General features: G+C 40.7%; 15 protein-coding genes. 4 read left to right on the top strand and 11 right to left on the bottom strand.

The genetic code is table 11. The features are described 5' to 3' along the window. Nucleotides 1-23: 23 nt before the first annotated feature. Entirely contained in the window at nt 24-1,085 is a 1,062-nt protein-coding gene (locus RYH73_RS16625; protein WP_335314576.1) for a FecR family protein, read from the bottom strand. Nucleotides 1,086-1,193: 108 nt separating this feature from the next. Then, nucleotides 1,194-1,796 (bottom strand): RNA polymerase sigma factor, encoded by a 603-nt coding sequence (locus tag RYH73_RS16630; RefSeq protein ID WP_335314577.1) that lies wholly within the window; start codon nt 1,794-1,796, stop codon nt 1,194-1,196. Nucleotides 1,797-2,063: 267 nt separating this feature from the next. Here RYH73_RS16630 and RYH73_RS16635 point away from each other — a divergent pair, with 267 nt between their 5' ends. Further along, nucleotides 2,064-3,011, top strand: coding sequence for an SPFH domain-containing protein (locus RYH73_RS16635; protein WP_335314578.1), 948 nt, complete (start codon nt 2,064-2,066; stop codon nt 3,009-3,011). Between the two features lie 13 nt (nt 3,012-3,024). Here RYH73_RS16635 and RYH73_RS16640 read toward each other — a convergent pair whose 3' ends face one another. The 4 genes from RYH73_RS16640 to RYH73_RS16655 all read right to left on the bottom strand — a co-directional run bounded on the left by RYH73_RS16640 (nt 3,025) and on the right by RYH73_RS16655 (nt 8,689). After that, nucleotides 3,025-5,544 carry a phosphocholine-specific phospholipase C gene (locus RYH73_RS16640; protein WP_335314579.1) on the bottom strand — a complete coding sequence of 840 codons (2,520 nt, stop codon included), beginning with the start codon at nt 5,542-5,544 and terminating at the stop codon, nt 3,025-3,027. Between the two features lie 202 nt (nt 5,545-5,746). Further along, nucleotides 5,747-7,213, bottom strand: coding sequence for a family 43 glycosylhydrolase (locus RYH73_RS16645; RefSeq protein WP_335314580.1), 1,467 nt, complete (start codon nt 7,211-7,213; stop codon nt 5,747-5,749). A 233-nt stretch (nt 7,214-7,446) separates the two neighbouring features. Further along, nucleotides 7,447-8,031 (bottom strand): DUF6266 family protein, encoded by a 585-nt coding sequence (locus RYH73_RS16650; protein WP_335314581.1) that lies wholly within the window; start codon nt 8,029-8,031, stop codon nt 7,447-7,449. A 10-nt stretch (nt 8,032-8,041) separates the two neighbouring features. After that, on the bottom strand, nt 8,042-8,689 hold the full coding sequence (locus RYH73_RS16655) for a DUF6266 family protein (RefSeq protein WP_335314582.1): 648 nt from the start codon (nt 8,687-8,689) through the stop codon (nt 8,042-8,044). A 440-nt stretch (nt 8,690-9,129) separates the two neighbouring features. On the opposite strand from RYH73_RS16655, the gene RYH73_RS16660 reads away from it, so the two are divergent. Both RYH73_RS16660 and RYH73_RS16665 read left to right on the top strand, forming a co-directional pair. After that, complete coding sequence (locus RYH73_RS16660; RefSeq protein WP_335314583.1) at nt 9,130-9,729, top strand: HD domain-containing protein; 600 nt, start codon at nt 9,130-9,132, stop codon at nt 9,727-9,729. Nucleotides 9,730-9,733: 4 nt separating this feature from the next. Next, nucleotides 9,734-10,603 carry a YitT family protein gene (locus RYH73_RS16665; RefSeq protein WP_335314584.1) on the top strand — a complete coding sequence of 290 codons (870 nt, stop codon included), beginning with the start codon at nt 9,734-9,736 and terminating at the stop codon, nt 10,601-10,603. Between the two features lie 7 nt (nt 10,604-10,610). Here RYH73_RS16665 and RYH73_RS16670 read toward each other — a convergent pair whose 3' ends face one another. From RYH73_RS16670 to RYH73_RS16680, 3 genes are read right to left on the bottom strand one after another with little or no spacing between them, the layout of a single operon-like run. After that, nucleotides 10,611-11,654, bottom strand: a complete 1,044-nt coding sequence (locus tag RYH73_RS16670) for a response regulator (RefSeq protein ID WP_335314585.1) — start codon at nt 11,652-11,654, stop codon at nt 10,611-10,613. After that, nucleotides 11,647-12,030, bottom strand: a complete 384-nt coding sequence (locus RYH73_RS16675; RefSeq protein WP_335314586.1) for a response regulator — start codon at nt 12,028-12,030, stop codon at nt 11,647-11,649. Before RYH73_RS16675 ends, RYH73_RS16670 begins: the two co-directional genes overlap by 8 nt. After that, entirely contained in the window at nt 12,030-13,400 is a 1,371-nt protein-coding gene (locus RYH73_RS16680) for a sensor histidine kinase (RefSeq protein WP_335314587.1), read from the bottom strand. The genes RYH73_RS16675 and RYH73_RS16680 overlap by 1 nt, the downstream gene beginning before the upstream one ends. Before the next feature lie 198 nt (nt 13,401-13,598). Between RYH73_RS16680 and RYH73_RS16685 the strand changes: the two genes are divergently transcribed. Next, nucleotides 13,599-13,808, top strand: coding sequence for a hypothetical protein (locus RYH73_RS16685; RefSeq protein ID WP_335314588.1), 210 nt, complete (start codon nt 13,599-13,601; stop codon nt 13,806-13,808). On the opposite strand, the gene RYH73_RS16690 is transcribed toward RYH73_RS16685, so the two are convergent. Both RYH73_RS16690 and RYH73_RS16695 read right to left on the bottom strand, forming a co-directional pair. Further along, nucleotides 13,809-14,291 (bottom strand): hypothetical protein, encoded by a 483-nt coding sequence (locus RYH73_RS16690; RefSeq protein ID WP_335314589.1) that lies wholly within the window; start codon nt 14,289-14,291, stop codon nt 13,809-13,811. 87 nt (nt 14,292-14,378) lie between these two features. Further along, nucleotides 14,379-15,833 carry an amidohydrolase family protein gene (locus tag RYH73_RS16695; RefSeq protein ID WP_335314590.1) on the bottom strand — a complete coding sequence of 485 codons (1,455 nt, stop codon included), beginning with the start codon at nt 15,831-15,833 and terminating at the stop codon, nt 14,379-14,381. Nucleotides 15,834-15,954: the final 121 nt, after the last annotated feature.

The following is a 15,954-nucleotide window of genomic DNA, read 5'->3' on the forward strand; positions in this document are numbered from 1 at the left end:
AACCGTGTCACGTTTAGATTATTTTATTGTTTTTTTTTACTAATCAGGATCGTATCCCCTTGTTGATCAAAAAAGAGATTGTTCATCGTACAAATAATGGATAGTGCAGTTGAAAGTGGCATATCTTCTTCGAGATTACCCGTGAAATATAGATTTTTAACATCCTTTACTTCGTAATCAATCGATACCTTGTAGTGTTTCTCTAAGGTGCTGAATGTTTCTGATACCGCGGTATTTCGAAATGAAAGCGAAACAATTGGTTCTTCTGCTTTGGAAGAAGGTATTTGCTTAAAAGCTTGTACATTTTTGGCGGTTGTAACGTCTACTACACCCGACTTCAGGTCTAACCTGAGTTTTTTCCCAGGCATCAGATAAGTTTCTTTTTTGAAGTCTCTGCCACTATAAACCACCACCTTGCCTTTAAGCAGTTTAACATCGGCGTAGTTTTTATTTCGTAGATCCACATCGAAAACCGTTCCTAAAACATTAGTTATCAAATGGTTACTTTTTACAACAAACGGAAGTCCAGGGACTGGTTTTACGTCAAAGCGGGCACGCCCTTTGATCAATTCAATGCTTCGATTGTCTTTCCCAAAAGTTCCATTGTACAGAACAATACTTTGGGGATATAACATGACCGTAGATCCATCTGCGAATTTTAGCGCTCGCACATCGCTTGAAAAATTTTGTTGTTGAAAAATCCTTGTTCGCTGTCTATTTTCAGTTAATGACCTTGCCGTTTTTACAGGAACTGTTGAAAAATGTCCAACCAAGACCTTCGTAAGGCATACGACCAGAACTATAGCAGCGGCATATTTTATATAATTGGAAAAGTGGTCACTTCGACGTCGAGGTCTTTCCATATCGATCTTTTCTAACAGTCGGTCCTTAATCGTTTGAAGAGGATTCTGCTCTTCCTGCAGAACTATTTCCTCAACATCTATCAATGTCCGGACCTGTAAACGTAATTCCTCTTCATTCGCCACGGCAAAATAGGCAAAGAGAGAAAGCAATTCTTCAGGTGTGCATGTATTATCAAAATATTTTTGAAGTAGCGGGTTGATATGGCTGTTCTTTTTATCCACTTTATGCTCTTTTATTACTAATATGCGCGAGCGGAAAAAACACACTAATCTTTTTTTACTTTTTTTGATTTTTTTCGAACGGAAGAAATCCGCTACGCTTTTTCTCTCCTAGTTACGGAGCATATAGGCGGTTACGACAATCAGGGCTATCTCAACAGATTGAAAAAGGGTTTTTCGGGCGATTGCTGTAGCACGGACAAGGTGATTGCTAACCGTAGATGTGGATATATCTAATAATAGTGCCGCCTCCTCATAGCTTTTTCCCTGCAAGCGGCATAACTCAAAAACTTCCCGGCAACGTGGTGGCATATTGGTCATTGCATCCTGCAATAGCTTACGGCTTTCTTTAAGATAGTAATCCTCTTCCGTATGAGTGTATAGCTCATCAAAGGTCTGTAAAATATGCGTCTGTAGCTTAATGTCCAGCGCTACCTTTCGGTAAAATTTATAGATTTCGTTTTCAGTGACCTTGTACAACCAGGGCTTAAGCGTGTAATTTACGTCTAGAATATGGCGATTCTCCCAAACTTTTAAGAAAATATCCTGGAGCAGTTCATCGGCTATAGCAGTAATTTTCACCAATTTCACCAGTTTACCATAAATCGCTCCACTATAATGGTCATAAATCTTTCCGAAAGCTACCGGATCGTCGGTCTTCATTTGATTTATAAGCTCTTTCTCGGCAAATACAGTTGAAAAGGAGGTCGTCATAGCGTTGAATGATCAACAGGGTTATTTCCAGTCGCCAAAGCTAAAGTCCCTTTGTTAACAAATCATAAATAAATCTTAATGTTTATTTATTTCAGCAACATTTATTGCAAAAAAATGCTTTTGCGTCTTAACCACTCCTGTACAATTAACTTTGCTATTCAGCCCATGACTTGGGTTTAAATAGATGCCAAAACTGTTTTTTTTCTCCCTTTTACACGATCTTATTTGGATAATGACCAAAATTTCTCTATCTTACGGAAAAAGCCTATGAATATTTTTGATATTTTAGCTACCTTCTCTTGGATACTCTATCTTGTTATTGGAATCTTTTTGTTAAGTTTTTTGGGCCTATTTTTTACCGTGAAACAACAAACGGCAGTGATAATCGAACGCTTTGGTAAATTTCAAGGTATACGTCAGGCCGGATTTCAGTTCAAAATTCCTTTTGCCGATCGGATTGCTTCTCGTCTTTCGCTAAAAATCCAACAATTGGATGTTGTAGTCGAAACGAAAACACAAGATGACGTTTTTGTCAAATTAAAAATTTCAGTTCAGTACGTTGTCATCAAGGACAAGGTATACGAGGCCTTTTATAAACTAGACAATCCCTATACGCAGATTACCTCCTATGTATTTGATGTGGTACGGGCAGAAGTTCCCAAGCTTAAATTGGATTACGTTTTTGAAAAAAAGGATGATATCGCTGTTGCAGTTAAAGGAGAATTACAAGAAGCTATGAATGATTATGGCTACGATATTGTCAAAACGTTGGTGACCGATATCGATCCTGACGAACAGGTAAAGCAGGCCATGAACCGAATAAATGCAGCAGAGCGAGCGAAAGTGGCTGCTCAATATGAAGGAGATGCCCAACGGATATTAACAGTAGAAAAAGCGAAAGCTGAAGCTGAAAGCAAGCGTCTTCAAGGGCAAGGTATTGCGAATCAACGTAGGGAAATTGCGAAAGGCTTAGAGGAATCGGTGAACGTTCTTAACAAAGTAGGTATCAATTCGCAAGAAGCTTCAGCACTGATTGTCGTTACGCAGCATTACGATACACTGCAAGCTATGGGAACCTTAGGTAAATCCAATTTGATTTTGCTTCCCAATTCACCACATGCTGCGGGCGAGATGCTCAATAGCATGATCGCTTCTTTTGTTACCGCAAATCATATCGGAAATGAAATGAGAAAACCAGATGAGCCTGCAAGTTAACGAAATATCGGATTTAGACCTCGCCGCCCATCAGTGGATCTGTCTTTGAGACTTGACCGGTTTCTACATGCCCGGCAAAACGTTCTGCCCAAGACGCTTCATTGATTTCGCGAACGGTAAAATCGTACCATTGGTGGCTACCTTTCAAATCCATTATGATATCCATGTTGCTGCCTGGTGATAGAACATGGCTGGTCGTTTCTTTTTGATAACTATTATCCGTTATGGAAACTGTTCTTTCCATTTTACTGTTATTTTTTAGCTTAATCACCACATTACCTGTCAATCCGCCCCTTTGTTTCTCCTGTCGTTCGTAGGCGCAGGTAACCGCAATACCGGGATGCTCACTACTTCCCATAAATTCGCGATAAAAGCCGTTGGGTGCATATACCCGTAAATGATATTGCTTTTGTTCAAAGGCCCTTAATGCCCATTGATCTTCCAATCGATCGCCTGCAGCAACGGCATACTCCCAGGTGCGTAACACTTCCCCTTCATAGGGATTCATCGCGTACACCAGAAAGGGAGATCCTGCGGATTGTTTACCAAAAATATGCTGATCGGCTGCAAAACGCACGTGATATTTCTCTTTCGCAGCGTCGTAAATCCCTTCTACATATAGCTCATAAGGTAAAGCGCAGGCAAGCTTGGTTCCTTTCTCCTGCTTTGGAAAATAAGGAGAATCCTTTGGCTCTTTATTAATCTGTGCAATGTCTGCTGCCGTCAAGTTTTTAAAATTATGAGGTATGTCCTTAAACTGCGTTTTATGGATATCTTCCAAGAAAGCTTCTTTGTTTAAAAATTCCGGGCCGGTTATCCGCTCGCCGTGGTAAGGACGGAAAATCGAGGTCAAATCACCACATATGCTTCGACGCCAAGTGGTAATATTCTCTTCCCTTAGCTGTTTATTATATTTCTTATTGATAAAATGCTCCAGAAAACGCAGCGACGAAGTATGGTCAAAAAGTTCGGAATTGACGAAACCGCCGCGTGTCCATGGAGACGCAACAATTAAGGGGACACGATATCCCAAACCAATAGAGCTTTCGCGAAGCCGATTTTCCATCACAGAAGGATTTGTCTGTTGATCTTTCGTCACAAAATCCATTCGGCTATCTATACTAGCAGAAACCTTTCCCCTATTTTCCTTGTAAGGATTCGGAACCGCATAAGGTGGTATGTGATCAAAGAAACCATCATTTTCATCATAGGTTAAAATAAAGATCGTTTTTTGCCACACCGCTGGATTTTCCAAAAGAATTTCCATCACCTCATTCACATACCAGGAACCGAACCAGGGACAACCCGGATGATCCGAAAAATTGGCCGGTGTCATTAGCCAGGAAACCGTGGGCAAGGCACCATTCCTAACATCTTTGCGAAACTGATGCAACACATCCCCCTTAGGAATATATAGTTCACGATCGGTCCCCTCATCTGTATAATTTAATTTGGTGAGCTGATGAAAATCAACATCTTCACTATTTACCGTAAAAGCTTTGCTATTCAGCGCCTTTTCCCTGTCGCTTAATTTTTGATAAGCTTCCGCCGTATAGTGCAATTGATCAGCCTCGATCATCGTCAACACTTTTTTGGCTGCTGCCAAGCGTTGCTTATCATCGTCCGTTGTAGCCGATTCTTCAAGTCGAGCAATCTCCTTCTGTATCAAGCCCTTTCGCTCCCGAAGGTTGGCCACGCTACTTGGGTGTAAACGAACATTATAGGCTTGGAAATATTCCATCACATTCGTACCGAAATTACTTAACCAAGCACTCTCCTCCCCCTTGAGTCCAAAGCCCATAGTTAACTCATTCTGATATATGCGCCAAGACACTCCGTGCTCTTCCAAGCGCTCGGGAAAAGTCTTCCACGTCAGTTCCGGTTTATTATAATTGCTGATATTCCACAGATGTGCTTTTGCCTCTACTTCATTACGCTCCCTCACCGTACCGGTCATCCAGTACCAACGATTCGGATGCGTACCGGTAATACTCGAACAGAAATGTTGATCGCAAACAGTAAACGCATCGGCCAAAGAATAATAGAAAGGAAAATCAGAACGATCGCAATAACCCAAAGTAAGCGGTATATCCGCATATACCTTATTGTAAGGCTTTTTCACCTCTAACCAACGATCATATTTTCCATGATTACGGGCGTCCGTCTGATCAGCCCAACCATGGGGTGTTGAGCCCATCCAGGGCACTTTCGTTTCTTTCGTATTTAGCCGGAAGGGTGCATAGGTTTCGCCTGCCCGATTGGATTGCAACCAAACACGATTTTTATTAGCCAATTGGATAGCACGGGGATCATTAAACCCACGCACACCTCTTAATGTGCCATAAAGATGATCGAACGATCTATTTTCCTGCATCAAGAAAACCACATGTTCAGCATCGTAAAATGTACTCCCATTTGCCGGATCAATAGCCAAAGCTTTCTGAATTGTAGGAGGCATCATATGCGCCAAAGCGGCACTTCCTGACAGGAGCGTTGCTTTTTTAAGAAAATCTCTGCGTGAATTATTCATCATATCCTAACCCTTCAGGTTTAGTGACATTAAAAACCTTGATACCATCACCTGCTTTTTTGAAATTAATCGCGTCAAAATTATTTAGAAAATTAGATGTTCGCTATAGGGCAATATTATTAAATCGTTAAATTGCTTGTTTAGCAAAATTGAACGATTGTTAAAATTATGCGATCAACGGATGAGCTGCATTTCCCGAAAAATATCAAGGGGCTTCGAATTCCCATATCTGCGCATCCGTACCGTTCCAGTTCCATGAGCGAACATCGGCTCCCGGTGTAGGATCCCCATCAGCAATATCCAATACATTGTTACTTGATTTGGACATGATCCGATATGAGCCATTACCCAAGGATTCGATACGCCAAAGTTGGCAATCGTTCGAAAAAACATCCCAAACCTGAATATTTGCACCACGATCTATTCCGCAAGCATCCAGATCGAGCGATTTGTGAGTAGGTAGTGCTGATATAATTTTATAAAAGCCATTCCCTTGATACGTCAGGTTCCATTTCTGGCCATCACAGTCTGTTCGCGTCCATGTTCTTACATCCGCGTTTCCCTGAGAACATCCTGCAATATCAAGATATAAACCCGCGCCGGTAGTCGTGTTTACCTTTGATCGGATGGCATATTGTCCGTCCGGTATAGGGTCGGGAGTATAACATGGTGCTGAAGGGCCAGTTTGAGTAACACCTGAGTTCGTAATATTTATTGGCATAATGTTACCTGCTGCATCGAAAAACATTCGATCGATGGCCACTTGACGTTCATGAATATTTGTACTGGTTCGACGGTGATAAACGAAAAAATACTCTTCGCTGCAGCCAGGCTTTCTAATAACCGCATTATGGCCCGGTCCTTTTATCTCTCCTCGTGGCGACGTAATCCGCCCTTTATTGGTCCAAGGTCCCATCGGGTTCGTTGAAGTAGCATATTCAACATGATAATCATCATTGCCGAAGTGGTTGACAGAGTACATCAGGTAATAAATATCATTTCGCTTTATCACATAGGCTGCTTCAAAATAATTAGAAGGTTTGTTATGTCCCCGCTCACCCGTTAGCGAGATCATATCACTGTCAAGACGTTGAATATTGAATGTAGTATTTCCCCAATACATGTAGGCCTGTCCATCCGTATCAATGAATACCATGGGATCTATCGGGTCAGAACCATCACCTGTTGCCAAAGCGCTCCCTTTATCAACAAAGGGGCCGATGGGCGTATCACCAACAGCCACCCCTATTTTTTTTGCTGCGGTAAAGTAAAAATAATATTTCCCATTACGTGCAACGACAGACGGTGCCCAGCCATCGGTTTGCGCCCAACTAACATTAGCCAGGTCTAAAACAATTCCCTCATCTGTCCAGTTTAATAAATCAGGAGAGGAATAGGCATGAAACTGGCTAGCATTCGGGCCTGTTGCCGTCGTATAAATATAATATTTGCCATCAGCATAAATAACATCCGGATCAGCCGTTGGTACAGGTAGAATAGGATTTCCACTCATCAAACCGATGGCGTTTAGCTGTGCAGCAGAACTCGTCGAAACTTCCGCTTTCACACTTTCTCCAGGAGCAATGTCTTTTTCCTTACAGGCGTTGATAATCAATACGATACTCACCGCACCAACAAACAGTTGTGCTATTTTTTTACGTTGCTTTTTCATTGGCTTTAGCTTTATACAAATTGGTTCTTTCGTTAAAGCTATTGAGAAAGGGCGGGATATTATACCTCATTTTTTCTCAAAAGTTCTGCAAATTATATCGATATGAAAAACACAATATATTCATAACAAGCAGATTACCTCCAAAGAAGCCCGATTCAGTATGACTATAAGGATATTGTAAAAAGAAAGAGAACCCTTCTGCGGTTTAAAACGAAGAACCTAATTTTTTATAATCACAATTTATCATTTTGGTCAAGCATTGCTTCAAAATGGCCCAAATAGTAACTTTTTGAATAGCTTGTTTGCTTCTTATTGTGACAATAAATATAAGCATGAAAAGAACCCGCTTCAAACTGTACAGGAAGTTCTACTTCGATATGGCCATCTTTTCGATACCAAACTTGATCACTCTTGGCACCTATGCCGAGCTCAGGACTGATTACAACTAATACCAGTTCATCACTATCTCTCGCCATTGGATGTGGTTCGTTCGTAAAAAAGACTTCCAATATACCGGGTGATCGCACCACATCGGCTATCGCAGGCATCGGTAAAGCTCCCATACTGATCATCACCTTTTCGGGAACAATCATCTGATCGGGGTAGGTTCCTTCGACTGCTTCCTGTATTACCTTTTTAAGTGCTTGGCCGAAAGCTTTACTTTTTTTCCCGTTTCCATATTGGCTCCACCCGTCGTTTATAACCGGCCTCAAAGGATTCAGAAAGGCCATAGCTAAGCGCATTCGCTGTTGACTGGCGAGTTTTCCATAGGATTCCTTCTGCTTTTTTGGTTTGTGGGCGTCAAAGAAAAATTCCATAAAGATTAGGTTATTGGTTATTGGTTATCGAAAGGTATTTGGTAGAAGACACCCGTTTTCCCTGACTGTCGCTGAGGAACAACCAAACATGGATTAATTCACCCTCCAACGCGTAAAACTCGACCAAAGCCTCTCCATGATATCTTAAAGGCACAATGTTCGGGACAAAAAAGAAATCGGTCTTTTCCACGTAACATACAATATGAACTAGATCGTCCAGGGTGCCGCTCAGTCCATAAGTTTTAGGATTCCACATCACCTTCAGTTGGCTATCCCCTAATAATGCTAATTTTTCGGCTCCAGCTGTGAATAAGGAGCCTTTGCTGAGTTGAATCATGCTGTAGTTCAGGGCGGGTTCATTATTCTCATCCATTAAAAAGGCATGGTCAAAATTTTGCTGAAAAGCAATATTGCGACTGGTTGCTTTGCTGATATAATTGCCAAAGCCTATATCTAGCTTGTTTTTTATAGGTGCTAAAAACTCATTTAACAATTTGAATTTTTTATAATGCTGCCGCTGTTCGGCAGTTGGTTTACCTTTGTTTTTATAAGCCCTCGAAAAACCTTTAATATAGTTTACCCCTCGCCAACGGCTGCCGATAATACTACCCGTTTTACCGCTAAAAGGTCCGTTTATACCTTTGTTGTAAGTGCCCATAATTTTCGATTTAAAATAAAAAAATACGATGCTTAACCCACTCTTTGCCATGAGTTATGGCCATATTTATTAATAAATATATAAAAAAATCATATAAAAAGAATAATAAAGTCTATAGAAGATTCAGTTTTATCGTAAATTTATCGTTTTTTTACCGTAAATTTATCGTAAATTATATGATCAATTTACGATATTTTAACGCTTAAAAATAGATATAGTATAGGATTAATAATTTATTTTTCTATTTTTTGTATTTTTTCTTTATACTGTCTATAGTAAAATTGGAGATAGCCCATTATAACGTTCTTTCAAACGGTATAGACCCTTCTCATAACGCTCAACCGGATACTCACAACCAATAAACTTTCCTTTTTTAAAAGCGATTTCCCTAGCTCCTAGATAATCTCCTTATCCCGTTTAAGAAATTTTAATATCTTAGCGTGTTATTAACGACTAACATGCAACTGGAGCTGGTTACGACATTCATTTTAGATAAGTTGAAACGTGAACTCTCCCCTTCTATTACCTATCACAATGCAGATCATACGAAAGATGTGATGCGCGCAGTAAAGGAGATTGGGGCGGGGGAACAGGTTTCGAACGAGGAATTGACTATTTTATCAACGGCGGCACTCTTCCACGATACCGGTTTTTTGCAATCACCTGAAAACCACGAATCGTACGGTTGTGACATCGCCAGGAAACATCTCCCCTATTACGTTTATAACAAACAGGATATCAATCGGATCTGTCATTTGATTATGACCACCAAAATGCCGCAAACACCTAAAACTCATTTGGAAAAAATCATTTGTGATGCCGACTTAGATTACTTGGGCAGGGAAGATTTTTTTGAAATCAGTGAACGGCTTTATGAGGAGATGCGAGCGCTTGGCACCGTATCATCTCACGAAGAGTATATGCAGATACAGTTAAATTTCCTTTCTGCCCATCACTACTTTACCCATACTGCCAAAAAAATGCGCAATAAAATAAAAGAAGAAAATTTAACTAAAATAAAGACAAATTGGGAAGCTTAAGAATATGAATTCAAAATCAATCGCTGTAATCCGTGACATCATCTATGTAGTAGCCGGTATTTTATTCTGTGGCTTCGCCTTAAAAGGCTTTTTGGTTCCTAATCAGTTTTTTGATGGTGGTATTACCGGGATTTCCCTCCTCATCCACGAGATTTACCATATTAACATCGCTTATGTTATTGTGCTTGCCAACCTTCCACTTATTATTATGGGAGCCTTTCAGGTAAGCAAAAAGTTTGCTTTAAAAACACTGATCTGTGTGATACTACTGGGAATATGCCTATTATATGTTCCTTATCCGATTATTACATCCGACAAGCTACTCGTTTCTATCTTTGGTGGGGTGTTTATGGGGATAGGCGTGGGCCTGTCTATGCGGGGCGGATGCGCGCTGGATGGTATTGAAGTACTGGCACTCTATACACTTAAGCGAAGCAGCTTTACGATTAGCGAAATTATTTTAGGGATTAATGTTGTTATTTTTTTGATTGCGGCTGTGCATTTGGGACTTCCAACGGCCTTGTATTCGATTTTAACTTATTATACAGCGTCAAGGACGATTACTTTTGTGATCGAAGGTTTAGAAGAATATACGGCCGTTAATATTATATCCGCTCAAAGTGATCTGATTAAGGAAAAATTGGTAAAAGAGATGGGTAAAGGAATAACGGTTTATAAAGGTGAACGCGGCTTTTTAAAGGAGAGCTTTGACACAAGTCACCCGGTTGATATTGTATTTACCGTCGTCACCCGATTTGAGGTACGAAGACTTAAGAATATGGTACATCGTATTGATCCGCAGGCATTCGTGTACACGAATACCATTAAAGAAGCTGCCGGTGGCATCTTGAAAAGAAGAGCAAGAGAACATTAATCTCTTACTATGCGATTACCTCATAGATATTGACAGCTTTCGCCTTGTTTTTGAGCGATGCTGTGCCAAGTGATGAAAAGCCGAACGATTGTTTCGCCTGATCATAAACATGTTCGGCAACAACGATCTGACCGGCTTTGGCGATTGATTGTAAGCGTTGTGCTAAATTAACAGCATCACCAATGACGGTATAATCCAAGCGTTTCAGCGACGCCGAACCAATATTTCCTGAAATCACCTCTCCCGTATTGATACCGATGGATACTTCCGGTTTGAATGTATGGTTACCTGAACGGATTGATTCGATGGCGGCAATCTTTTCTTTCGCCGCAAGTGCCGCATCAATTGCCCGATCCAGGTGGTAGTCTCCTTTGAATACGGCCATTACGGCATCACCCATAAATTTATCTACATGCCCTGCATAACTGATAATTTCCTTCACAATCGTATCAAATAGATCATTAATCAGCTTCACCACGTCATCAGCGGCAACGGTTTCTGTGATCGCGGTAAAACCGCATATATCAATAAATACAATGGTGGCTTCGATTGTTTCGTTCACTAAAAGGCTTTTTTCAAATTCCTGATGCGTCATAAAGTTTAGTACATTCTCATCCACATACATCTTCAGAATATTATTTTCTTTAATCGCCTTTAGCGTATTCTTAATTTGTTCGACATGACCCAGTGTTTTTTCGATCGTTACATCAAGATCATCAAAATTTACTGGCTTACAAACGAAGTCAAAAGCGCCCCGATTCATGGCTGTACGGATATTTTCCATATCTCCATAAGCTGACACCATGACCGCTCTAATGACCGGGTTTGCTTCGGGAAGCTTGGTTAGTAAGGTTAAACCATCCATTCCGGGCATATTGATATCGCTTAAAATAACATCAATATCATGCTCCTTTTTCAAGCATTCGAGCGCTTCCAATCCATCCTTAGCAAAGACAAATGAGTAGGTCTGCTCTCGGATTTTTTTTCTGAATTTCTGCCTAATCAACAGTTCGAGATCTGCTTCATCGTCTACAACCAATATCTTAGCCATGTTTTTCCAGGTTTTTTAATTTTTCTTTCAACAAATTAAAATCGAGCGGTTTCGTTAGAAAGTCGTTGGCCCCTAATCGCATCGATTCTTGATAATTCTCTTCATTCCCATAGGCGGTAATCATCATAACAAAAGGAGGTGTTCCGCCATGCTCTTCTCGAATATGCGACAAAAGCTCCAGACCGCTCATACCAGGCATATTGACGTCGGATAAGATTAAAATCACCTCCGATCCGTCCTGGTGGAGATACTGAACGGCCGCTTCTCCGGACAATGCAAATTCAAAGATGATTTCGCCCGATTTAATTTCTTTACGAAATCGTTGCCTAAATAGAGGTTGTATATCTATTTCGTCGTCAACTACTAATACTTTCATTATCTATCGGGTATGGTAATAATAAATTTAGCGTATGCCCCTTCCTCGGTTTCCACTTGCAGTTCACCTCCATGCATTTTTGTGATAATATCGTAACTCATAGAGAGTCCTAAACCAGTTCCTTCTCCTGTTGGTTTGGTAGTAAAAAACGGTTGGTATATCTTTTCCAACACTGCCTTTGGGATTCCTAAACCATTGTCGACTACTGTGATCTTTATGATTGCCTTTTGATCGGGCGCTATAACACGCTCGGTAGTCACCGTCACCTGAGCGGTAAAATGTTCCCCGAGTTGCTTTTTTTTCTCATTAACTGAGTAAAAAGCATTATTGAAAAGATTGAGCAACACACGGCCCAAATCCTGCGGCACTACTTCAACTGCAGGCAAAGTCGCGTCAAATTGCGTGTCAATGCTTGCATTGAATGATTTATCCTTTGCTCTCAAGCCATGATAACTTAATCGCAGGTATTCATCGACCAGGGTATTGATATCGGTCATTTCTTTTTTACCACTGCTACTGCGTGAATGCTGCAGCATGCTTTTAACAATGCCGTCAGCACGTTTACCATGAAAATTAATCTTGTCCAGGTTCTGCGTGAGATCGGCCATAATGTCTTCCGCTTCTTCTTGCTGAGACGCATCAAGCGTTTTTAAAGGTCCTTCTCTCAATTCATCTAACAGCTCAATACTTACTTCGGAGAAATTATTAACAAAATTCAGTGGATTTTGTATCTCATGGGCAATACCTGCTGTGAGTTCACCCAAAGAAGCCATCTTTTCGGATTGGATAAGTTGTGCTTGTGTATTCCTCAGTTCGTCTAATGTCAGCTGTAATTCTTCTTTTTGCTTAACCAATTCAGCCGTTCGTTGGGCTACTTCCTTTTCTAAATCAACTTTCAATTGCGCCATAACTCGATGCTGCGCCTCCTCCGATTCCCGTCTAGCACGTTCTTTTTCCAAAGCCTTTCGTTGATTTCTATTCACCAGCCACATACCTCCGTACCAAAGCACACCAAATAATACAGCGCTCTCAAAGAAATCACTATTACTTCGGTAAAATGAAGGAAAGAAATTCCTAACAAAAGAACTGATAAACGAAAGAATAGCATAAGGCAATATGGAAAAAATCATATGCCTTCCTACTTGTAATTCAGGTCTTATATAAACAATATATAATAAGGCAAAAAGAGAAAATTGCACCCCTAAGGTAATCAGATAGGTCTTGGAGACAATATCAAGAATAATCAAGGCGATACTGGCATAAAAACCAAACTGAAGATATTTCGCCAAATCATAGTCTACCTTTCGATAGTCGACCTTTTTTTTAAGGAAACTGATCAGAAGAAGTGCGAATACGGGCTCTAATGTCATAAAACGAAGGTTTAGTTTGTAAATAAAACCTGTTAAACACAAGTACAAACTTTTTTTTCAAACATAGATAAAATCGTAGTCTCCTACAACAACAATTCCATCAAAGACTAAACTTTTTCTATGACTTCTTTGTTATAGGATGTAGCTGAAAGCGAAGAATACGACGCAGGAAGTAAAGAGTCCTTAAATAAACTGAATATGTTAGAGAGATTTGCAAAATGGGCACAAGAAATAGACCACGAATGGGCGGGCTATTCCAGCACTTATGACAAGCAGTCATTTATTATTTTTGACAATTTAAAGAATGAAGTTGCCCGCATTGACTACAACGACGGACGCTACGATATATCGGGCAATAATATACCTATCGTTGAAAAGCTTACCAATATGACGCAACACAGGCACTAATTATCGTGGTGTCACTTTTAACGAAAGTGTAAATGGTCCATTATAAGGATCACCTGCCATTTGATTTTCGCTGACAACGATCCGATAGGTTCCGGGTTCTTTTAAATTATACTCCATACTTGGACCGAAGGGCCCATCTGCCACATTATTAGGTAAAAAGATCTGGGCAATTCGAACGTTTCCATTTGCTTCACCGGGTTTGACAGAAGCGGACAGTTTCCCGAGCTTTTCGATATGAAATGAAAACACTACATGTTTTCCTTTTTCCATGCTTGCTTCGTGGGTAACCTCACCATTCTCCAATTGCAGATTAATCGAATCTCTGGTATCCTCTGTTGTCGCATCTGTAGTGGTCAAATGATCAACCTGCGTTGTGTCAGCACTATCTATTTCCCCGGTGGAAGTCTTCGTGGCATTATTGCAAGCAGCGATTACTAAAAACAAAATGATTGCCGAGGTATAGCGAAATGTAATTACTTTCATCAATGATGTAAATTTGATTTATGAAATAACAGTGTGTCTTATAAATTGTTTTCCAGGCGTAACCTGCTGAAGTAAATGATTAATTGCTTATTGATCGTTTCTCTTTTGCCAGTCAAATTTTTGCTTATTTGCCAGGTTTCGTTTAGAAAGATCCGAGAGTAAACTATCGATCGTTGGTTTAACAATCCATCTGCCGTCAAAAAAAACACCTGAAATTCTTCGGGTATTTTCTATATTTTCCAAAGGATTGGCATCAAGCAAAACAAGATCTGCCAATTTACCCGCTTCAATGGTGCCGATTTTGTCATCGATTTGCAGCCAGGTTGCCGGAAGTCGTGTTGCCGAAGCCAATGCTTCCTCAGGCGTCAGACCGGCCTTAACGAGCAGTTCCAGCTCGTCATGTAGGGCATATCCCCATACAACACCAGAGGTACCTGCATCTGTACCTGCCAGGATAGGGACACCTTCTCGTTCGAATGCTTTTACCAACCTGTTGTGAAACTCGACCAATTTATCAAAGTAGGCAACTCGTTCGGGATTGGTATCTCGATTATATTGATTGGCGGTTAACCATTTGCTTTGCACCAGTGGATGAACGTAGGATAGATAGGGTAAATTGCGAACGCTATCCAAGGTGCGCGCCTGCTGTGCAATGCGCACCATGGTGACCAGCGTTGGAGATAGCCATGTACCATTTCTTTTTGCAAGCGCGGCAAAACGAGCAGCATCTTTATCGCTGAAATCCGTGGTTTGTTTAGCAAATTCTTCAGCATGGGCAACCAAATCAAAATTGGGAACAAAGGCTTCCTGCAGCTTACCTTTAAAAGCATCGGGAATGTGCCCCACGACCTTCATGCCTTCTTTAGCGGCTTCCGCAATGATGGCCTTAAAGGTTTCGGTGCTAAGACTCGAATAGACCTTAATAAATTCGTAGCCCAGTCCTTTTGCAACACGGACAATTTGCCGTCCGTCAGCAGGTGTATTTGCAATCATACCGGTGGCATCGCCCCCATCGATCAAGGCAGCTAAGGCAATGCGCGGACCGATAGCTTTTCTCTGTGCGATCTCATTTCGTTGTCCGAAATGTTCGGCCCGTCCATTCAACTCAAACGTCGTTGTCACCCCGTTGGCAACATACAGCAACATGAAGTCTTGCGTTTCTACAAAAAAATTTGCCGCTTTGGTAGGATAGTGCTTTCCGAAACCGGTGCTTGCCAGGTTATGAACATGCATATCAATAAGACCAGGTATCAACCATTTTCCCTTTCCATTTATAACATAAGCAGAATCGGGCACCGTTCCGTTAATCGATATAATCTTGTTATCGTCGATAACAACCGTGGCATCACGAATAACCTCATTTTTTGATGTCATTGGAATTAAATTGACATGCTCGATTACAAAGCGCCGTTGTGTATTAAGGGGTAAAGCATCGGATTTACCAGATGGGTTTGCATGCTGCCGGCAGCCATGAAAAATGGATGTAAAAAGTAGTAAAAATGCGATAACAAGAAAGTTGCGTTGCTTTTTAAGGATAATCATAATTTAGTGCATTAGGCTTTATGTGGACTAACCATTACTAAAAACGAATATAAAGAACATCTTGTTATTTTTTATTGAAAATAATGCGCCGTTTAAGGTATATTTTCATCAAAATTGCCAT

It is taken from the genome of Olivibacter sp. CPCC 100613 (assembly GCF_036959255.1).
Classification (GTDB): Bacteria; Bacteroidota; Bacteroidia; order Sphingobacteriales; family Sphingobacteriaceae; genus Olivibacter.